Annotated in this window: 19 protein-coding genes; 15 read left to right on the top strand and 4 right to left on the bottom strand. The window is 37.6% G+C overall.

Going from position 1 to position 21,791, the window contains the following annotated elements; all coding sequences use genetic code 11:
- Nucleotides 1–9: 9 nt before the first annotated feature.
- From B2337_RS11070 to B2337_RS11060, 3 genes are read right to left on the bottom strand one after another with little or no spacing between them, the layout of a single operon-like run.
- Nucleotides 10–1,464 (bottom strand): GMC oxidoreductase, encoded by a 1,455-nt coding sequence (locus B2337_RS11070; protein WP_292414776.1) that lies wholly within the window; start codon nt 1,462–1,464, stop codon nt 10–12.
- The gene (locus tag B2337_RS11065; protein WP_292414774.1) at nt 1,461–1,652 is read right to left on the bottom strand and encodes a hypothetical protein; all 192 of its coding nucleotides are present in this window, start codon (nt 1,650–1,652) and stop codon (nt 1,461–1,463) included. Before B2337_RS11065 ends, B2337_RS11070 begins: the two co-directional genes overlap by 4 nt.
- Nucleotides 1,639–3,069 carry an O-antigen ligase family protein gene (locus B2337_RS11060; RefSeq protein ID WP_292414773.1) on the bottom strand — a complete coding sequence of 477 codons (1,431 nt, stop codon included), beginning with the start codon at nt 3,067–3,069 and terminating at the stop codon, nt 1,639–1,641. Before B2337_RS11060 ends, B2337_RS11065 begins: the two co-directional genes overlap by 14 nt.
- A gap of 117 nt (nt 3,070–3,186) precedes the next feature.
- On the opposite strand from B2337_RS11060, the gene B2337_RS11055 reads away from it, so the two are divergent.
- From B2337_RS11055 to B2337_RS10985, 15 genes are all read left to right on the top strand, one after another.
- Nucleotides 3,187–4,536 carry an oligosaccharide flippase family protein gene (locus B2337_RS11055; RefSeq protein WP_292414772.1) on the top strand — a complete coding sequence of 450 codons (1,350 nt, stop codon included), beginning with the start codon at nt 3,187–3,189 and terminating at the stop codon, nt 4,534–4,536.
- Nucleotides 4,537–4,546: 10 nt separating this feature from the next.
- A complete protein-coding gene (locus B2337_RS11050; RefSeq protein ID WP_292414771.1) occupies nt 4,547–5,461 on the top strand; it encodes a glycosyltransferase in 915 nt (304 codons plus the stop codon).
- Between the two features lie 296 nt (nt 5,462–5,757).
- On the top strand, nt 5,758–6,675 hold the full coding sequence (locus B2337_RS11045) for a glycosyltransferase family 2 protein (RefSeq protein ID WP_292414770.1): 918 nt from the start codon (nt 5,758–5,760) through the stop codon (nt 6,673–6,675).
- A 478-nt stretch (nt 6,676–7,153) separates the two neighbouring features.
- Entirely contained in the window at nt 7,154–8,308 is a 1,155-nt protein-coding gene (locus B2337_RS11040; protein WP_292414769.1) for a hypothetical protein, read from the top strand.
- Between the two features lie 130 nt (nt 8,309–8,438).
- The gene (locus B2337_RS11035; protein ID WP_292414768.1) at nt 8,439–9,476 is read left to right on the top strand and encodes a glycosyltransferase family 4 protein; all 1,038 of its coding nucleotides are present in this window, start codon (nt 8,439–8,441) and stop codon (nt 9,474–9,476) included.
- Between the two features lie 31 nt (nt 9,477–9,507).
- A complete protein-coding gene (locus B2337_RS11030) occupies nt 9,508–10,443 on the top strand; it encodes a sulfotransferase family protein (protein WP_292414767.1) in 936 nt (311 codons plus the stop codon).
- Nucleotides 10,444–10,453: 10 nt separating this feature from the next.
- Nucleotides 10,454–11,428, top strand: a complete 975-nt coding sequence (locus tag B2337_RS11025; RefSeq protein WP_292414765.1) for a glycosyltransferase family 2 protein — start codon at nt 10,454–10,456, stop codon at nt 11,426–11,428.
- Complete coding sequence (locus B2337_RS11020; protein ID WP_292414764.1) at nt 11,415–12,308, top strand: sulfotransferase family protein; 894 nt, start codon at nt 11,415–11,417, stop codon at nt 12,306–12,308. Before B2337_RS11025 ends, B2337_RS11020 begins: the two co-directional genes overlap by 14 nt.
- On the top strand, nt 12,305–12,823 hold the full coding sequence (locus B2337_RS11015) for a serine O-acetyltransferase (protein ID WP_292414763.1): 519 nt from the start codon (nt 12,305–12,307) through the stop codon (nt 12,821–12,823). The genes B2337_RS11020 and B2337_RS11015 overlap by 4 nt, the downstream gene beginning before the upstream one ends.
- Nucleotides 12,816–13,817, top strand: a complete 1,002-nt coding sequence (locus tag B2337_RS11010; RefSeq protein WP_292414761.1) for a glycosyltransferase family 2 protein — start codon at nt 12,816–12,818, stop codon at nt 13,815–13,817. Before B2337_RS11015 ends, B2337_RS11010 begins: the two co-directional genes overlap by 8 nt.
- 21 nt (nt 13,818–13,838) lie before the next feature.
- Nucleotides 13,839–14,762, top strand: coding sequence for a glycosyltransferase family 2 protein (locus tag B2337_RS11005; RefSeq protein ID WP_292414760.1), 924 nt, complete (start codon nt 13,839–13,841; stop codon nt 14,760–14,762).
- Complete coding sequence (locus tag B2337_RS11000; protein WP_292414759.1) at nt 14,755–16,017, top strand: glycosyltransferase; 1,263 nt, start codon at nt 14,755–14,757, stop codon at nt 16,015–16,017. Before B2337_RS11005 ends, B2337_RS11000 begins: the two co-directional genes overlap by 8 nt.
- Nucleotides 16,014–17,141 (top strand): WecB/TagA/CpsF family glycosyltransferase, encoded by a 1,128-nt coding sequence (locus tag B2337_RS10995; protein ID WP_292414758.1) that lies wholly within the window; start codon nt 16,014–16,016, stop codon nt 17,139–17,141. The genes B2337_RS11000 and B2337_RS10995 overlap by 4 nt, the downstream gene beginning before the upstream one ends.
- A gap of 62 nt (nt 17,142–17,203) precedes the next feature.
- Nucleotides 17,204–18,706: a VPLPA-CTERM-specific exosortase XrtD gene (gene xrtD, locus B2337_RS10990; RefSeq protein ID WP_292414756.1), complete on the top strand. Its 1,503-nt coding sequence runs from the start codon at nt 17,204–17,206 to the stop codon at nt 18,704–18,706.
- 15 nt (nt 18,707–18,721) lie between these two features.
- Nucleotides 18,722–21,100, top strand: a complete 2,379-nt coding sequence (locus tag B2337_RS10985) for a tetratricopeptide repeat protein (RefSeq protein WP_292414754.1) — start codon at nt 18,722–18,724, stop codon at nt 21,098–21,100.
- A gap of 63 nt (nt 21,101–21,163) precedes the next feature.
- Here B2337_RS10985 and B2337_RS10980 read toward each other — a convergent pair whose 3' ends face one another.
- Nucleotides 21,164–21,691: a cytochrome b gene (locus tag B2337_RS10980; protein WP_292414753.1), complete on the bottom strand. Its 528-nt coding sequence runs from the start codon at nt 21,689–21,691 to the stop codon at nt 21,164–21,166.
- Nucleotides 21,692–21,791: the final 100 nt, after the last annotated feature.

Genomic DNA, 21,791 nt, shown 5'->3' with positions numbered 1-21,791 from the left:
ATGAACGTACTAACTAATTGAAGTCAGATGTTCAGCTAATCTGTAAGTCAACTGTAAAAGCGGCATTGTAGGGTTAACTGCCCCACCCGTTGAAAATACACTACTGCCAGCTATATACAGATTATTGGTTTGATGTACTTTACAATTTACATCGACTACACCAAATTCTTCAGAGGCTGACATTCGTGTAGTGCCCATTTGATGAGCATGACCTGAAATTTCTATTTTTTGTGAAGAATCTGTTATAAATGAGCTCAATTTAACGCGGCCTAAATTGTTTTCAGCAAACTCCTCAGCAATAGCTATACTCATATTACGAATAGAATCAATATCGTTTTGACTTAAGTGCCAATCTAACTCCACTCTTCTTAGCCCAAAACTATCTTTCTCATCTATTAAAGCTAACTTGCTGTCTTTGAATGGAAATTGTTCACATAACGTTGATATGACACCCTCACCGATACAGTCGTGTTCATACAAAAACTGTAAATGTTCAGAAACCCCCAATTGACATGAAAGCTTATTAAATAATGCTTTTATTTCAGCTGTTCGACCATAAGCCTTTATTTGTCTAACAGTACCAAAGGTGATATTGCTAAGGCCTGTATTCATTTCTTTTGCTAGTTTAGGTGTGGTCATAAACTGCATTGACTGTGATTCACCCCAACTGGCCTTGTTAGATACAAACTCACCTAACCGAATATTTAAATGCTCCATAAAGCATTTACCAACCATATTAGTTTGATTGCCGATTCCTGAAGATATCTGCGAGTCACAATTTAATAAAATCCTCGCGTTTTCAATTGCACCCATGGCTATTATGTAATGGGGAGCAGTGAAGCTTTGTTTTTTCTGGTTATAGTTTTGTATAACAAAGTGTTTAATTGTAGATAGATCTTCTTCGAGTTGGATATCTACCAAATTGGCATTTAAATATAAATCAACGTTTGAATGCCGCTCAAGCTCTTCAGAAAATCTGTCACGAAACCTTATCGAACTGCTTGCAGACACATCGGGCTCAAAATACTCACTTTCGATATGTGTATTTTCAACAATCTTAAATGTGTCAATTTCTTCTAATTCTAATATTGACTTTGCTTGGGGTAGGAAACGATTCATTTCTTCGAAGCTAATTGGCCAGCCAGGGAGATCATTAATTTGTTTCTCTTCGAAGTCATATTCCACAAACGGCCTGCATCTTCCAGCCCAATGGTTAGTAGTGCCGCCTAGAAAACGCAGTCTATACAAATCCAGCCAATATGGATTTTGTTCTGTAACCTTACCTTTATAAATATCTTGTGAGACTTGTGAGTATTCTCTATCTCCACCTTCAAAAAGTGCTACTCGTTTACCGCTTTCAGCAAGTCTAAGAGCCAATGCTATGCCTGCAGCTCCAGCACCAGAGATACAGTAGTCATATTCGTTGGTATTTTTATGAGAATCGTTATTAAAATCAATAATCATGAAAACTCTCTTTTATTAAGATCATTTTTTGAAATAACCCAACCATCAACAAGATAACTATTTTTACCAATGGTCTTTAAAGCGATATCATCTTTTTTAAAAAAAGAAAAAGTTTTGGTATTTAATAAACTTATTCCAATCAAACTGACCAAACCAACTTTAAGAACCTTTCTTCTATGATAATTCATGATTTAATCCAACTTTAGCAGTTTTATTGATATTAATATAAGCAGAGGACAATGCAATAAGTACCCAATAGAATGTTGGTATATAGCTGATAGAACTCACAGTGAATATTGTAAACATTACACCAGCAATGCAGCTGATAAAAATTCTTCCCATCAATTTCGATTCTATATCAATATCAGGTCTTTTAATGATTTTTCGGCACCGAAACATCAGAAACAAAAATACGCCAACAAATAGAGATAAAGCTATAAGTCCATAAGGCAATAATATCCCAATATAGGTATTGACGACGTCGATTATGCCTTGACCTTGGCGTAAAGATTCCATTTCAGGGGTGCTTCTAAAATTAATATCACCAAATAAAGGGTTTTTCTTAAAAAGAATCTCTGAATTTTCAATAAGTCGCACTCGGTAATCAAAAGTATCAGTTCTTTCGTCACCTATAAATGGCAGAAGACCAACGTATTTACTACCAGCAGGTGTTAGGCTTGCTAATATTAATAGTAATACTCCTAAAATACCGTATTTAACAAGCTTGCTGAATCCATCCCTACCCGTCCACAGAAACATCATTATCATTAGAGCGAAACCTATCCATGGACCTCTTGACTTTGATGCAAGTAAACAAAGAAAAATAATACTGAAAGCAATAAAAACTAATCTTCTATTTTTTATAAAGTGTTGCAAGTATAGTAATAGGGCGCCTGCATAAATCATGGTATAACCAACTACAATAGGTCCCATCAATAGAGAAGCTCTGACGCCACCGCCTCGGATATCTCTGTATAGATTAGCTGTTGTATCATCCAGCATTCTCATCATCGGAATGTATACTAACCAATTAGTAATGACTTCAAAAACTCCAAGTGCTGCAAATGGAATTATGCCAATAAACAACGCGGTAAGCGCCATTTTAAGACGTTCAGGTGTATTAATTAATCTTGTAATAACGAAATAAGGAACAAAAATATCAATAAATAATAGAAAGGATTCACGACCTGCATTGGTTATAGTGTTATCCCTGAATTGCAATAATGATAGTAAAACAATAAATGAAAATATGAATTTATCAGTAGGAATGGAAAATAATTTTTGTGGTGATTTTAAATTGAAGAATAATGGTAGCAATAAACTCATAATCATCAAGTTTGTATAACTTAATGGAAAAAGATTCTTAATTCCCGCAAAACCAGGTATCTGAACACTGATAAGTGGTAACGTGCATATTAATGCCAGATAAAAATAAACACGTTGTACGGATTTAACTGGTATTTTTACATTCGCAACAATGAAAACCGCTGCTGCAATAAACCATAAGTTTTTAAGTAAAATCGCACCGTACAGCATTAAAAACCATGAGAATTGCCACTGTTTAAGGTGCTTAATATCGAAATTACCAGCCAGTGCTTTATTCATCAGACTGTATGTAATTACCGTGAGAACCGTTATAACTATGAGCGTTTGAATGTATTCAGGCATGATTCCACAGTATTTTTCAAAACTTCATCTTAACAAACAAACTGATAAGCTACCATGCAAAATTTATCACTAAAAAAGCGTGTTTCAGCATCTACTTCATGGGTATTTGCAGGGCATATGACGTCACAAATTCTCCGCTTAGCCAGTAATTTGATCATGACACGATTATTGGTTCCAGATATGTTTGGGGTAATGGCGCTGGTCACTGTTTTTATAATGGGGATCGCGATGTTTTCTGATGTTGGGTTACAACAAAACATAGTTCAAAGCAAAAAGGGAGAAGAGCAGGGCTTCTTGAATACTGCTTGGAGTGTGCAGATTATCCGCGGTTTGATTATTTTCTTGTTTGCGCTACTAATTAGTTTTGCTTTGGGTGCAGCCCAGCAAAATAATTTTTTTCCTGATAATTCAGTTTATGCAGATCCGGTATTGCCATACGTTCTTGCCGTTATGTCATTTACTGCAGTATTGGCTGGTTTTAATTCTGTTAATCTTTTCGTGCTTAACAGAAAACTAATGGTAAGTAAGGTCATAACAATTGAGCTGTTCAGTCAGACAATTGGTTTGATTGTTATGGTTTCAGTGGCCTGGTTCTGGCGTGAAATATGGGTATTAGTTTTGGCGGGATTAGTGACCTCCCTCATTAAAATGCTATTGTCACACCATAGAAGCTTAGGCGAACAGTGTAAATTCAAGCTGGATAAAAATCATTTATGGGAGATTATACATTTCGGTAAATGGATTTTTTTGGGTTCAATTCTAGGTTTTTTATTATCGCAGGGTGATAGATTGTTTCTTGGTGCTTGGGTAACATCGGAAATGCTGGGTATTTATAGTATTGCGTTTTTTTTATCAATGGCTATGCAAAGCACCTTAAAGCAACTTGTAAACTCTGTTTTTTATCCTATGTTAAGTGAAATATCGAGGGAAAAACCCCAACAATTAAAATCAATATACTATCGACTACGGTTGCGAGTAGATATAGTGGCATTTATCGTTGGCGGGATAATGTATATCTCAAGCGATTTAATAATTAATATTTTATACGATTCAAGATATGTTGAAGCAGGGTGGATGCTTCAAATCTTATCAATCTCCATAATTTTTTTAGGCTATAACCTCGCTGGATCATGCATTATGGCTAGAGGAAACTCAAAAAGTAATGCAATATTAATTTTTCTATCAACGGTGTTTTTATTTATTTCAATGCCATTAGCCTATAAAATTTTTGGAATTAAAGGGGCTATTTATGCTATTGCATTAAATTCTTTAGTTGCGATACCAACCACATCTTACATGATGTATAAAGAAAAATTACTCGATGTGAAAAAGGAAATATTTTCTTTGCCAATTATTTCAATAATATTTGGGGTTTCATACTTTATTAAATTAAATTTTTTATAAGGAATTACAAATGGAGGCAAGAATTTCTGTTGTGATGACTGTCTATAACGGCTCAACTTATTTAAGAGAAGCTGTCGAATCGATTTTAAATCAAACTTATAAGAATTATGAATTTATCATTATAGACGATGGTTCAATTGATAACTCTAGCGAAATTATTAAAGAATATGCACAAAATGATAAAAGAATTAAATTAATAAGTAGACCAAATAAAGGTATTGCTGAAACCCTTAATGAAGGCGTTACAATCGCAAGTGGTAAGTATATAGCTATTATGGATCAAGATGATATTAGTCTATCTAATCGGTTTGAAAATCAGGTAAATTTTTTAGATAAGAATCCAGATTACGTTGCAGTCGGTACTTTCCCTGAGTTAATTGGCCCAGAGGGTGATCGAATCAGTTGTCTTTTCCAAATTACTGGACATGAGAATATAGATAATGAACATATGAAAGGTAAGGGGGGGGCAATAATGCATTCATCAGTAATGATTAGAAAAGAATCCTTGATGAAAATTTCTGGTTATAAGAAGGAGTATAATCAAGCAGCGGATTTTGACATGTTTCTAAGACTCGCTGAGATTGGTAAGTTAGAAAATATAAGCGAAGTTTGTTTTTTGCATAGAGTTCATCCCGATAGCGCTGGAAATTCTGCTCGAGCACAACAACAAAGTAATGCTTTTAAAGCAGTATTTGCAGCATGTGAGAGAAGAAATATTGTAAAGCCAAAGCTTACCTCAAAGCCAAATTTAAAATCTATAACTGAAAATGATATGTATCTTAAATGGGCTTGGTGGGCATTCAATGGGAAAAACTTTTCAACTTCAATGAAGTATGCTATGAAAGTTTTATTCAAAAGAGGATATAGTATCGAAGCTATAAAAATAATAATTCTATCTTTTTTAAATTATTTTAAACATGTGTGAGTACTGTAAAGAGACTTCATTTCGCTTAACTTCTAAATTCTTTACCTCAAGTCTAGGTATTGCGTGTTAAGAGTATTTACTTCTAATTTTTGTTTAAACACTTCCTATAAAAAATCCTTTTCGAAAAGTTCTTCGCATATATATACTAAACCTTTTATCAAGGCTGAAAGTTCTCTATTTTCTTGTATGCCGATGTATTACAACCAGTTTAGGTAAGAATAAAATATTTACATTTTTAATGAATTCAATTACTTTTATTGAAGATATATATGTTAATGCCGCCTAAGGACATGAAAATGGATGCTAAAATTTCTGTTGTGATGCCTGTTTATAATGGTTCACTCTATTTAAGAGAGGCTATTGAGTCGATTTTAGGTCAAACGTATAGCGATTTTGAATTTATAATTATTGATGATGGCTCAGTTGATAACTCTAAAGCTATTGTCGAGGAATATGCAAGAAGGGATAAGAGAATAAAGCTTATAAGCAGAGCTAATAAGGGATATTCTGATACAGTTAACGAGGGGGTAGAAATAGCTTGTGGCATTTATATTGCCATGATGGATCAAGATGATATTAGTCTACCTAATCGTTTTGAGAAAGAAGTCGAGTTCTTAGATAAAAATCAAGATTATGTAGCTGTAGGTACTCTTTCTGAACTCATTGGACCTGAAGGGGATAGAATAAATTGTCTTTTTCAAATTATCGGTCATGAAAATATAGATAATGAGCATATGGCATGTAGAGGTGGTGCGATAATTCATCCATCAGCAATGATTAGAAAAGAAGCTTTAATAAGGGTTTCGGGTTATAGAAAAGAATTTAAGCAAGCACCGGATTTAGATATGTTATTAAGGCTTGCAGAGATTGGTAAGCTTGAAAACATAAATGAAGTATGTTTTTTATACAGAATGCATCCTGATAGTATGGGGAATTCTGCTAGAGCAGAACAAAAAAGCAATGCTATGAAAGCCGTTTATGCTGCATGTGAAAGAAGGAATGTTCCAAGACCAGATTTTGCTGATGATTCTAACATAAACCCAATAACTACTAATGATATGTATCTTAAATGGGCTTGGTGGGCTTTCAATGGCAAAAACTACTCAACATCAAAGAAATATGCGTTGAAAATCTTATTCAAGAAAACATATACTTTTGAAGCGTTAAAAATATTAATTTTATCAAATTTAAATATAATTAAGCTTAAATTCTAACTTTTTAAGAAATATAATAGTGCTATTTTATCTGCTGTTTTATATATTAATTATTGTATTTTTTATTGATATTATAAATTTATTATTAATATCTAATCGTGATTAATTTTTTATCAGTACTTACCCAATATAATTTCGATTATTTTATGAATATGTATTTGATGTTGATTTAATTTATTGATTATCCTTTATTTGATTAAGTTTATGCTCTTTATAATTTAATCTTTCTTCACCAAGCAATTACGTAGATGATCGAGTTATTAGCTTCTAAAAACCCGAGCTGTAAATTGTTGCTTAAAATATATATGTCTTTTCTTCTGATAATGTTTCAGCTCTTTTTTTATGAGATAATTTTATTAGTTTTTATCAAAAAAGTAAGCAATAGTTTTGCTTTGTTGTAAATTACTCTAGCCATTAATGATGTAAATGAGTTAGTGTATCTCAATGATGCAAATTTTGTAATCTTGGGGGAAAGGGGATGGAGTCCAAAACAAAGATTGGTATCGTTGGTACCGGCTTTATTGCGTATGGTGTTGCAAGAATGCTACTTAAATCCAGCGATATGGCGGTATCAAAAATATTAACTCGCAGAAAGCTTGATTTTAATGCCTTACCCCAACTGCCCCAAGATTTATATACACAATCCATTCAAGAGCTGATTGATGAATCTGATCTAATTCTTGAGTGTTCAGGTGATGTTTTACATGCCACCAGAGTCATTTCTGAAGTTGCTAAAACAGATAAGAAAATTATTACCATCGATGCTGAGTTTCAAGTGACATCAGCTTCATATTTTATTAAGCGCGGTGTATCTATTAGTGAAGCTGACGGTGATCAGCCTGGTTGTTTAGCAAGGCTAAAACAAGAGCTTGAAGGGATGGGGTGTGAACCTTTAGCTTATATAAATTTAAAAGGATTTCTGAATCCAAATCCAATAGAAGAGGAAATGGAATACTGGGCAAAAAAACAAAACCTTACCTTATCTCAGGTTACGTCATTTACAGATGGTACCAAACTCCAGATAGAGCAGGCACTTGTGGCTAATGGATTAAAGGCAGCAATTGCAAAAGAAGGGATGATAGGCGCAACGGTTAAAAAGTTAGAAGACCTTGATTATTTGGTTGATGCAGCTAAAGCTCTTGGGGCACCAGTGAGTGATTATTTATTATGTAATGGTGCACCGCCTGGTGTATTAATTTTAGCAGATCATGAAGAAGCGAATTTGCTTCCGGGATATTTGGCATTAAGCAGGTTAAAAACAACAAAAAAAACTGCATATATTTTTGTACGACCTTTCCATATTCCACATCTGGAAGTAATAAATACATTTCGTCGTGTAATAAATGGCGAAGGTATATTAATCAATAACTCTTCATTTCCAACTATAACTGCAGGAGCTGTAGCGAAAAGACAATTAAATCCTGGTGATACAATCTTGCATGGTGCAGGTGGATTTGATACACGTGGTTATGTTTTAGAGATTAAAAATCATAATAAAGCTGTACCTATATGTTTATTGCAAAATACACCTGTCATTAGAAAGGTAGAGCCTGGTCAAATTATTACTTTTGATGATGTGGATTTGCCTCAAACTATGGCTTTGGAATGTTATATGGATTCATTACCGGAATAGATTTCTTGTCAAATTAAAAAATTATTTTTTTAATTTCGAACTGTAGCATTAATTATTAAGCATTTAGAAAGGAATTACATTGAGGGTAAGTTTTGTTCTCCCAGAGTTAAATCTTACTGGTGGAGTAAGAGTGGTTGGTATTTATGCTCAACTTTTAGCCGAACGAGGTCATCAGATAAGCATTATCTACCCTAAATCTCCGCGTGCGGTTAAGCAAACTTTCTTTAGAAAATGTAAGGATTTATATAAGAAAATCATATCGTCTAATTCTGAAGAGATTAATAAAAGTCCATTTTTTGATCATGGCAAAGCAGATATGTTGATGATTGATTTTTATGATGAGTTGACTGATGATTTGGTTCCCGATGCTGATGTGATAATTGCTACCTTCTGGATGACAACGGCCTGGATTAAAGATCTTAGTCCAGATAAAGGAGAAAAATTTTATTTTATTCAGCATTATGAAATGCATGATTGGTTACCTAAGCAGATTGTAAAAGGTTCTTATAAACTTCCCTTTAAGAAAATAGTTGTTTCAGAATGGATTGCAGATTCACTATTGAAGTTAGAAAACTGCTTGGTAGATGCGGTAGTTTTAAATGGGGTTGATACTAGCCAGTTTTATGCGCCGATAAGAACAAAACAAACTGCACCAACTATTGGTTTTATGTATTCAGATAGGGCCTTTAAAGGTACTGATTTAGCTGTAAAGGCGATAGATATCGTTAGGCACAGTTATCCTGAACTGAAGATAATTGTTTTTTCTTCTAAACCAGCTAATGTTAACTGTCCTTTACCTGGCAATTCGGATTTTTACCTATGTCCTGAGCAATCAATGATTAAGGAACTTTACGCTAAATGTGATGCATGGCTATTTACAAGTCGTAATGAAGGGTTTGGATTGCCAATTCTTGAGGCAATGGCCTGTCGAACCCCCGTAATTGCCACGCCTGCCGGTGCAGCAACTTCACTGATTAATTCCAAAAATGGTTATTTATTAGACGATTTTTCACCTGATAAAATTGCCAAAGCAATTATTGAGATAATAAAAATGGATAATAAACAATGGGGTACTGTTTCTGAGAATGCATTTTTATCTGCGAAACAATGTTCTTGGGAAAATTCAGTTATAGAATTTGAATCAGCTCTTATCGGTTCGTCAAGCTAATCGAACCGAGCTAAACTGGAGATACGGTCTAGTGGATAATCATTTGGTATTTGTATGTGGAGCTCTGCGATCGGGTACATCTTTACTGCATTTAATGCTGAATGCGCACCCCAACATCGATAATCCAGGGGAATTCGATTTTTTATTTGATAAAGTTAATGAATCTGGCGAGCCACCTGAACTTAAAGAGTATTATGATTGGTTACAAAATCATAGAATATTTAATTCAAAGAAAATAATTATTTCTGATGAGTTGCAGACATATTCTGAAGTAACTTCCAATTTTGTTGAACAAGTATCAACTCAAGGAAATGTTTTGGCTTTAAATGTCCACAGGCATTTTCACAAAATTCATAAATGGTTTCCTACTGCCAAGTACATTCATTTAATTCGTGATCCGCGTGATGTTGCTAGATCAAGTATAGGTATGGGCTGGGCGGGCAATGTTTATTATGGTGTTGATCATTGGATCGAGACTGAGCGATCTTGGACTAAGCTGAAACCGAAGCTGTCAGAAAATAAATATATCGAGATCTACTTTGAAGATCTTATTTCCGATCCGCAAACTATATTAGAAAAAATCTGTGAATTTTGTAATGTGCCATACGCAGATTCAATGTTGAATTACCATGAAAATTCAACATACGAAAAACCTGATGTAAATCTTATATATCAATGGAAAAGAAAACTTACAAAAAATGAAGTGAAACAGGTTGAAAGTAAGGTGAGTAATGTTCTTGAAAGTCTTAAATATGAACCAAGTAATTATGGAGATTTTAGTAATTCATTAATTCAAAAAGCTTATTTGAAAGTTCAAAACAAGCTTTATAAGCTACAATTTTCCATTAAAAGATATGGTCTTGCTTTAGTGATTCGTGAACGCATATCACGTTGGTTTAATCTCACCAATCAATCAATGACTGTACGTAAGGAAATGAATGAGATCGACAGGTCTGTAATTAAATAAAGGATTTAGTTTGCTGACTCTTGCTGTAGTTATAATTAATTACAAGACTCCTGAGCTTGTAAAAGCCGTATTAGAATCATTGAAAACTGAAATCGATGCTAATTCAATGCAGGTCGTTGTTGTTGATAATGGTTCAAAAGATAATTCCTTAAACCTCTTCAATATTTGGGTACAGGAAAATCATGCGGCAAGTTGGGTAAAATTAATTGATGTAGGACATAACACTGGATTTTCTGGTGGCAACAATATTGGAATAGGTTCTGTTCAAGCGAAGAACTATTTATTACTAAATAGCGATACAATTGTTCGTGATGGAGCAATAAAGTTGCTTTTAGAAGCCGCTGAACGAAATTCTGCAATTGGAATGGTAAGTCCAAGATTAGAAGGGGTGGACGCTACCCCTCAAGAGAGTTGTTTCCGGTTTCATTCACCAATCAGCGAATTAATAAAAGCATCCAGTACAAGTATTATAACGAAGATTTTTTCTAAGTTTGTTGTTGCACAACCTGTGATTAATAAACCTGGTTTTTATCAATGGACAAGTTTTGCATGCATATTGATAAAAGCAAAAGTGATTGAGCAGATTGGGTTATTGGATGACGAGTTTTTTATGTATTACGAGGATGTTGAATTTAGTTATCGTGCAGTTAAGGCTGGATGGAAGATCCTTAATAATCCTGATGCGCATGTTGTTCATCTTCGTGGAGGTAGCTCTCCTCTCAAGACGCAAGCAAAATTACGTAAACGTTTGCCAAGATACTTTTATGAATCCCGTACCCGTTACTTTTACCTTTTATACGGACGCAGCGGATTGCTGGCAGCTAATTTACTTTGGACCCTGGGGGCGATAATTGCTTATTTCAGATCGATCATTTCCCGAAAGTACCAATCTAATATTGCTGAAAAACAATGGTGTGATACGTGGATAAATTTCTTGGAACCGGTCAAACCTTATACTCATCCCGATAACTATGAAAAAACCTGATTTCATTATTATCGGTGCGATGAAAAGTGCCACGAGCACTTTGCACGAGCAACTGGCATTGCAGCCGGGTTTTTTCATGTCGACCCCGAAAGAGCCAAATTATTTCAGTGATGATCACGTCTATAATTTGGGTTTGAGTTGGTATTGCAACCTTTTCTCTGAGGCGAGTAAAGATGATATTTGTGGGGAATCAAGTACGCACTACACAAAATTACCTGACTACCCCCTGACTTTAGAGCGAATGAAGGCCCATTTGCCTACATTAAAACTAATTTATGTTATTCGCCATCCAATAGAACGTTTAATCTCACACTATATTCATCAGTGGTCTCAGAATGTAATCAAAACCGATATTAATCAGGCAATTGATGAATTTGATGAGCTTATTAATTACAGCCGTTATTCAATGCAGCTTGAACCATTCATTGATGCATATGGTGCAGAGAATATTCATATTGTATTTTCTGAAGCTTTTAGGGTTCGGCCGCAATATGAACTGGAAAAGGTGACAACGTTTTTGGGTTATAACAAGCCAGTTATTTGGTATGAAGATCTACCGGAGCAAAATGTCTCAAGTCAGCGACTTCGGCGGTTTAATGGTTATGAACTAGTCGTCAATAATCCTGTTTTAGCCTGGATGCGACGCCATTTTATTCCACAAAAGTTGCGTGATGCGGTGAAAAATAAACTGACTTTAAAAAGTCGTCCACTAATAGATGAACAACATACGCAAAAACTGACACAAATATTTAATGAGGATTTGGCATCATTAGGGGGGGTACTGGGGGTGGAGCTAAACCTTCAAAACTATAAAGAGAAAGCGCAAAGTATTGATGCTTCATTGTCTTTAAATAAACAAAAAGTGGGTTCCTCGACATGATCTCATCTGAAGTCGCCGATTGGGAACGTGAGCGTATAAAAACCTACTGGTCGCCTGCAAGAAGATTATTAAAAAGTATTCGTGATTATCAGCGAAACCTAAGCAAAAAAGGTTTGTTCGCCAATTTGAATAAAAAGCTGGCAGTGCTTCGCTACCGTTTCTGGTCAGTGATAACGGGAGCAGATATACCCATTAATATCCAGATTGGTGGAGGATTGTCTATTCCACATCCAAATGGAATTGTTATTCATCCTTTGTCAAAAATTGGAGTGAATTGCCTTATTCATCAGCAGGTTACTATAGGTATTAGTCATAAAGATGGTCTGGCTCCTGTTATTGAAGGCCATGTTGATATTGGTGCAGGCGCCAAAATTATCGGTGCTATTACAATTGGTGAACATGCATTAATAGGCGCTAATGCAGTTGTTGTTAAAGATGTCCCCGCGTATGCCGTGGTCGCTGGAATACCCGCTAAAATTATTGGTACCACGGCTAAGGATATACCAAGTGTCTGAGCCGATTTCTGCCCATTCATACATTGGGGCAGTCGTTATCGGCCGAAATGAAGGCCTTCGCCTGAAGCAATGTTTAACATCCTTGCGGGATGATATCGAACATATTGTATATGTTGATTCTGGTTCATCTGATGGTAGTGTTCAAATGGCACTGGAAATGAGTGTTAGGGTTGTTGAACTGGATATGACAAAACCCTTTACAGCCGCAAGGGCTCGTAATGCAGGTCTGACGGCTTTACTTGAATATAATCCACAACTGGATTACGTACAGTTTGTAGATGGCGATTGTGAAGTGCAGCGCGCTTGGTTAGATGTAGCTTTTGAATTTTTATCAATACAACAGGATTTTGCCGCAGTATGTGGTCGACGAAGAGAACGTTATCCAACAGCGACTATCTACAACCAATTATGTGATATTGAATGGGACACTCCGATCGGAGAAGCCAAAGCCTGTGGTGGCGATGCTTTATTTCGTGTTTCTGCTTTAACAGCGGTGGATGGTTATCGAGATAGTTTGATTGCCGGGGAAGAGCCCGAAATGTGTTGCAGAATGCGTCAATTGGGTTGGAAAATTATGCGGATAGATGCTGAAATGACTTTGCATGATGCCGCAATGACGCGCTTTAGTCAGTGGTGGAAACGCAACCAACGAGCTGGCCATGCTTATGCTGAGGGATATGCATTACATGGTAAGTCCTCCGAAAAATTTAAACAGTCTGAGTGCCTGAGCATTCTTTTCTGGTCTTTTCTGCTGCCTTTGGCAATTATTGTGATGTCAATAAAAGTGTCTTGGATGCTTGTGCTTTTTTTGGTTTATCCACTGCAGATTATCAGGTTAACTTTACGATATCGCCGTCGTTTGAGTGATGTTAAAGTGGCTTTTGCTTATGCTGTGTCCAATGTCGTTGGCAAATGGCCACAATTGATAGGCATGCTGCAGTTTGTCAAAAACAAAAAGCTTGGACTTAGAAGCCAGCTTATCGAATATAAATAACACTGAGTAAGGAAAAGCTTTATGTCGTATCTTTTGGTTTCTCCTTGTCGAAATGAAGCCGCATACATGCGTATCACTCTGGATAGTGTGGTGAAACAGACCGTTCAGCCTAATTTATGGGTAATTGTTGATGATGGCTCTACTGATGAAACACCGAAGATATTGGCTGATTATGCTGAACAATATCCGTTTATAAAAATTATTACCCGTGAAAATCGTGGTCATCGTAGTGTAGGCCCCGGTGTTATTGAGGCTTTTTATCATGGTTACGATCAGGTTGATGTTTCTCAATTTGATTATGTTTGTAAGTTTGACCTGGATCTGGACTTGCCACCCAAATACTTCGAAGTTTTGATTCAGCGCATGCAACAAAACCCCCGTATTGGGACTTGCAGTGGTAAAGCCTATTTCAAGGATAAAAAAACTGGCGAGTTAATTAGCGAAAAATGTGGTGACGAAATGTCGGTCGGTATGACCAAGTTTTATCGACGTACCTGTTTTGAAGCGATTGGTGGATTTGTTCGTCAGGTCATGTGGGATGGGATTGACTGTCATAAATGTCGCCAACTTGGCTGGATTGCAGTGAGTTGGGATGAGCCTGACTTACGGTTTATTCATTTGCGACCTATGGGGTCGAGTCAACAAGGAATTTTTACCGGTCGTATGCGGCATGGGTTTGGTCAATATTTTATGGGCACAGGTTTAACCTACATGACCGCTTCTTCAGTATTTAGGATGTTGCATCCTCCGTATTTTCTGGGAGGCGCTGCCATGTGGTGGGGGTATGTTAAAAGCATGCTGCAACGCAAACCACGATTTGAAGATAAAAAACTTGTTAGTTTTATCAATAAATATCAGTGGCAATGTTTATTGAAAGGCAAAACCAAAGCGACAGATGCATTGAATGCTCAACAGGCCAGTGTTTGGAATCAGAATTATGCCTGATAAGGCTGAATCTGTATTACGAATTGCCTATTTGGCTCCAGAAATACCTGCTCTCTCTGCTACATTTGTTTATAACGAAATATTAGAGCTAGGCAAACAGGGCGTGTACGTTAAGCCTTTTTCTGTACATAGGCCTATACACATTGCTGCAGAGACATCACTTTCAGAATTAAAAAATGAAGTTTTTCATTTGTATGAAACTTCAAAAAGACAGGTTTTATTAGATAACTTGGCCATGTTAGCAACGAATGCTGTTGGTTATCTGAAAGCAATAGGCAGACTTTCAGTCGATGTGATTAGGCAAGGCCTGATTTCACGTTCTGCTTTTGGTCTTGGTTATCGCTTTTTTTATGCGGCAACGCTGGCAAAACAATTAAAACAAGCCCGAATCCAGCATTTGCATGTTCATTTTGCCCATATTCCTACTGATATTGCGATGTACGCAGCCCCGATAGCCGGTATCGAATTCAGTGTACAGGCTCATGCCAATGATTTATTCGAAAGAGGGTGGTTACTCAAACAAAAAGTTGAACGATCTGCTTTTTTTGCCACCATTTCAAACTTTAATCAACAGTTTCTTGATAATTTTCAGGCGGACTCCAATAAAATAAAAATTGTTCGCTGTGGGGTAGACCAAAGTTGGCAACCTCCCGTTAAATCATCACAAAAGAATGATATTTTTACGATTGGTACCGTTGGGCGTCTGGTTGAAAAGAAAGGTATTGATACACTAATCAGTGCTATTGCTGGGTTAATTAAAGATGGACGAAAGGTTAGTTTAAAAATTGCTGGTAACGGACCGTTGGAAATGGCACTCAAAGATCAGGTAGCTTCGCTTGCATTAACCGAAGAATCCGTTCAATTTGTTGGCGCTTTGCCTCATGATCAGGTTGCAAAATTTATTAGTGGTTTAGATGTATTTGTATTGCCATGCAAAAAAGATAGTAACGGTGATATGGATGGGATACCTGTTGTGCTGATGGAGGCCATGCTTTGTGAAGTGCCGGTGATTTCGACAGAACTTTCAGGTATTCCGGAGCTTGTTATAAATAACCTGTCTGGATTAACCGTACCTCCAGAAAATGATATCGAATTATCAAAAGCTATAGTCCAGATAATGGATTCATCTGATACGCGATTACGGATTATTTCGGGGGGTAAACAAAGAGTCGAAGATGAGTTTTTATTGAATAAAAACGTCGCCAGGCTTTTAAAGTTAATTCAGTCATCAATTAACATTAGAAATTCACAATGAATTCATCTGGCGAAAAATTCCATCTAGCTGCTGATCAAAATCAATATTGCCTCATGGGACTTCCTTTTGATGCTGTGTCACTAAGCGATGCTGCTGACATTATTTCCAAATCCATTGACCGGCAAATTCCATGCTTTCTTTCTACTCCGAACCTTAACTTTACTGTTATGGCCCAGGATGATCCGGATTTTTATAATTCGGTGATACAAAGTGATTTGGTCGTTGCTGATGGGATGCCCTTAATCTGGGTTGCCAAATTTCTTAATTTACCTATATATGAACGTGTTGCAGGCTCGGATCTATTTGCATATTTGTCTGCTCAGCCACGAGAGAATAAAATCCGTGTGTTTTTCTTTGGTGGTGAAACAGACATCGCTGAAAAAGCTCACCATGAATTGAACAAAACCAGTCAAGGTATGGAAAGTTGTGGGTTTTATGATCCCGGTTTTGTTTCAATTGAAGAGATGAGCACAGAAGATATTATTAACCACATTAATGACTGTGAGCCTGACTTTATAGTGGTAGCACTTGGTGCGAAAAAAGGTCAACGGTGGATTATGCATAATCGCAGTAGGTTGAATGCACCGGTAATCAGTCACCTGGGAGCGGTCATTAATTTTGTTGCGGGTAATGTGCAGCGTGCGCCTGATAAGTGGCAGCGTTACGGTTTCGAGTGGTTATGGCGGATTAAACAGGAACCCAAATTATACAAACGCTATCTTGGTGATGGCTTAAGGTTTATAAAAATGTTGGTGACACAAACGTTGCCCTTGGCAGTTTATTCTCGACGACTGGTTAAAAAAGAAGATATTGGCAATGGCCAAGTTTTTGCTGATACGTTACCGCAACAGGATAAATTCACAGTTACATTTAAAGGTAGCATTAAAACAGGGCAGGCAATTGAGTTTGAAAATGTACTGCAATCCGCATTATTGAGTGGTAAAGACGTTATTATTAATGGTGCAGAAATACGGTATTTATCAATGTCGGCTATTGCCAGATTATTAACATTCCAGGCCCAGCTTGAACAAAAGCAAAATGAATTGCTACTTAAAAATTTCCCTGCCAAGATCATAACTTTACTGCGTTTGAGTAGCGTTTTACAAAGATTCAAGTTAATCTGATTTGAATGTGAATTACATATACCGGATGGAGCGCAAAGTTGTTAAATATTAAGATGACAGGGATGTTTATCCTAGCACTGGCATTGGCATTTATTGCCTACTGGTCGGGCCTTTCCGAGGCTGTCTCGCGCTGGAGTAATCAAGAAGAATACAGTCATGGTTTTTTGATCCCGTTGGTTACCCTGTTCATCCTGTGGGAAAAACGTCACCTGATAAGTGGCGCAATGGGGCCACCAATGTGGTCAGGTGTTGTACTGATCTTTATCGCTTTGGGTATTTTCTTTGTAGGTGAAATCAGCGCGCTTTATTTGTTAATACAATACTCATTCATATTAGTTTTGCTTGGCCTTTCAATGATAACTGTCGGTAAAGCAACAAAATATACCTATGTTCCTATTTTGTTACTGTTGTTTGCCATTCCTTTGCCTTATGTTGTTGAAGTCTTACTCACCGCAAAATTACAGCTTTTCTCATCCTGGATAGGTGTGCAGGTCATTCGCCTGTTCCAGATACCGGTTTTTCTGGAAGGTAATATTATTGATCTGGGTGTTTACAAGCTTCAGGTCGTTGAAGCCTGCAGTGGTTTACGCTATCTGTTTCCGCTGATGAGTCTCGGCTTTATCGCGGCATATTTTTATCAGGCTGCTTTCTGGAAACGCGCCACCGTGTTTTTGATGACCATCCCCATCACAATTTTAATGAACAGTTTCCGTATTGGTGTTATCGGCGTCATGGTGGATAACTGGGGCATTTCAATGGCAGAAGGTTTTCTGCATGACTTTGAAGGCTGGATCATCTTTATGGCGTGCGCTGCCTTGCTGTTTTTGCTGGTGGTATTGCTGGAAAAAATAGCGCCAAGCCGCAAGACGTTGTCACAATTATTTGGCGTTGTCGATCACGCCCCTTCGAATAATATGTTCAGCATTAATAGTAAACCCTATTCCTATAAACCATTTATTGTCGTCATTTTGATTTTAATTATCGCTTTGTTTTCAACAAAGTTTGTGGATAACCGGGAGGAAGAGGTGCCTGCACACGAAGGCTTTATCAGCTTTCCTTTGCAGTTTACTGATTGGATTGGCCAGCATGACAAACTTGATGAAAGAGTCATTGATCAATTGGGAATGAGTGATTACCTGTTTGTTAATTACACCGGTATTGATAGAAATGTGGTGAATCTCTATGTGGCCTATTATGAAACCCAGCGTAAAGGGGTCTCGCCACATTCGCCAAGGGTCTGTATCCCCGGAGGCGGTTGGGAGATCGCAGACTTCAGGCGAGATGAAGTTAATGGCCACCCCATAAACCGCGTTGTCATTAAAAATGGTGATCAGGAACAGCTGGTTTATTATTGGTTCCAGGGGAGGGGGCGTATCATCGCTAATGAGTATTCAAATAAGTGGTATCTTTTTAATGATGCGATTCTTGAAAACCGTACCGATGGCGCGCTTGTGAGGTATGTCACTCCAGTCTCTCCCGGAGAGACGCTGAAAGATGCCGATGCCAGAATAAAATTATTGATGGATCAGACGGGTCCGGAATTAAAAAGATATATTGCAGATTAAATCAGGATGATCGCTATGAAAACATTAAAAAAATCCATTATTGCCATGGCCTTGCTGACAGCTGTTACGGCTTGTGGCTCTGCTGAGGAGTCAGCCGAAAAGTTTATCGAGAGCGGTAAGGCGCTGATGTCTGAAGGTGAATATGATAAAGCGCGTTTAGAGTTCCGCAATGCCATTCAAATTAACCCAACCGAAGCAGAACCTTATTATCAGCTATCTTTAATAGATGAAAAGAACCAAAAATGGAAAGAGATGTATGCCAATCTGCGTGCTGCTCAATCATTAGATCCAGATAACCCCAAAATCATGCTTAAATTAGGTCAGATGGAGGTGGTTACCGGGCAAATTGAAGAAGCACTGAGCAGTGCTGAAAAAGTACTCGCCATTGAACCGGATAATATCGAAGCAATTTTATTGCGTGCGAATGCATTTATGAAGCAGCAAAACTTTGGCCAGGCGCAAAAAGATATTGATAGGGCGCTTGAAATTGATCCGAAATCGCTGGATGCACTTTCTTACCAGGTAATGATTTATAAAGAATTGCGACAGTATCCTGACGCGCTGAGTGCAGCAGAAAAAGCGTTAGCAGTTCATCCTGAAGCGATGCCAATAAAAATGATTCAGTTGGCAATTTATGATGAACAAAAAAGCTATCAGGACATGGAACGTCTGTACCGTGAGATCATGGTGGATTATCCGGAAGAGAGCTGGGTTGTATTTTCTTTAGTGAAATTACTAAGCGATGGCTTGAATCGTTATGAAGATGCCAAATCTGAATTACAGAAATTTATTGCGGCGAATGAGCAAGATACAGAAGCAAAACTGGTGTATATCAAGTTGCTCGAATCTCAAAATGCCGACGAGGCGATAAATCAACTGGATAAATTTATTCAACAAGAACCGGATAATATTGAATATCGCTTTGTACGCGTAGAAATGCTTATTCAACAAGGAAGATCATCCGAAGCAGTAGACGATTTGAAAACCATCATTCAGGCTGAGCCAAACAGTGAAGGTGGTTTCAGAGCCCAGATCAACCTGGCTTCTATTGAAGCCTCTAAAGGTAATTTTGATGAGGCTGAAACCATTGTGGATCAAGTGTTGGCAGAGTCCTCCGAAAATGAAATGGCATTGTTACTTAAAGCCAAACTTCAGTTAAGAGGCGAAAAATACGATGCGGCAATCAGTAATCTTCGAATTTTAGTCAGAAACAATCCTAATGCCGATGAGGCATTGGTGCTGCTGGCACAATCTTATGCTAATTCTGGTTCTGAACAATTGGCAGAAAGCAGTTACAGACAAGCTTTATCAGCAAACTCAAAAAATGTTCAGGCAGCGCTTGCTGTAGCACAGATGATGATTCGTGATAATGATTTGGACCGTTCAGAAACGGTACTGTTGAATGCTTTACGAGGAGATAGCAAAAATCAGGACTTGTTACAGGCGCTTGCTCAACTGAGAATGCTTAAACAGGATTGGGCAGGAACTGAAGATACGCTGAATAGTTTGGAAACGGATTCGGCCGTCAATCATTTGTTACGTGCACAGATGTATCAGGGACTGGAAGATTACACGCTGGCGATTGTAGAGTTTGAAAAGGCGCTTGAGTTAAATCCAGGTCTGAATCCAGCTTTACAAGGATTGGCCGCAACTCATATGAAAGTCGAGCAGCATGAAGCCGCAGTCACATACTTGCGCCAGCATATTAGCGATCATCCTGAACAGATTAATGGATATGCTGCTTTAGCAAGTGTCTATCGTGATACCGGAGATAATACAAAGGCTCTTGAGACCCTTGAGCAAGGTGCTTCACAACATCCTGGCTGGATTGAAAGTTATCGTTTTATCGCTGACTTTCATACGCGTGAGGGAAACAGCGAGAAAGCCATTGAAACTTTCAAACGGGGGCTTGCAGCGAATCCTGAAAACAATATTCTTTCAATGCAACTGGCTTCGAGTTATGAGTCAGCAGGTAACTTTGAACAAGCGCGTGTGCTTTATGAAGAGGTCATCGCTCGAGACCCTTCCGTTGATGTTGCTGCGAACAACTTAGCGAGTTTGTTATCAGAACAATTTGAATCACCGGAAAACCTGCAACGTGCACTCACGTTATCCAGCCGTTTCCGTGATTCAGAGCAACCGTATTTTGCGGATACCTTTGGTTGGGTGAATTTCAAGCTGGGTAATTATGACGATGCCAGACCGGCTTTGGAAAAAGCAGCTTCAAGTAACAATGCTATTGCATTATTCCATTATCATCTTGGCCGTTTATATATAGCCCTGGAAATGCCGCAGCAAGCTCGTGAATCCTTTGAACAGGCACAACGCATGGCAGCTGAAGAAAGTGATAATGAGTTAACGGGCAAAATAGTTGAGCAATTAAGCCAGTTATAAATTTTAAATGTCATAAAAAAGCCTTGCAGGTTTATAAGCTGCAAGGCTTTTTTTATGCCGCTGTTAACCAGCCATGCGTCTTAACAAATCATTTTTCTGGATAAAGTGATGATATAACGCCCCGGCGATATGGGCGACAACCAGAAATACCAATAAAAAAGCAAAAGGAGAGTGCCATTCACCCAGTGCGAGTGCCCACGGTACTTCATCTGCTGGTTTGCCAATCAGTTCATAACCAAAGACTTTGACCGGGTAGCCTTTACCATGAATGTAAAATGCGCCCAGAAAAGGCATAACGAGCATTGAAAAATACATCAAGCGATGCGCTATTTTGGCAATAACGCCGTCCAGGCCAGGGTTTACTGGTCGCTGTGGTTTTTGCTTTAACGTCCATAGCAATCTGGCGATAGTCAGAATTAAAATCACCGCACCCATTGAAACATGCCAGGGACCGAATGTGTCACCTAACCAGTGTTCGCCATCATTGATGCGATCTGCAAATTTGAAAAACTGTTGCAGTACTATTACCGCTATTGCCCAATGAAAAACGCGTGTTAACGTGCCATAACGTTCATGGTTGTCTTGTAACATTTCACTCTCCTTTGTTTGCCAATATTTTCTTATAGGATTATTGAGTATAGATACCTTAACTTTAAGTGTTTATTAAGAGTGTCTTGTCCTGAAATAAGTT

Origin of the sequence: Methylophaga sp. UBA3192 (assembly GCA_002363955.1) — a bacterium.
GTDB lineage: Bacteria > Pseudomonadota > Gammaproteobacteria > Nitrosococcales > Methylophagaceae > Methylophaga.
The sequence above is the reverse complement of the archived record's forward strand: the minus strand, read 5'-3'. Positions and strand labels throughout refer to the sequence as shown.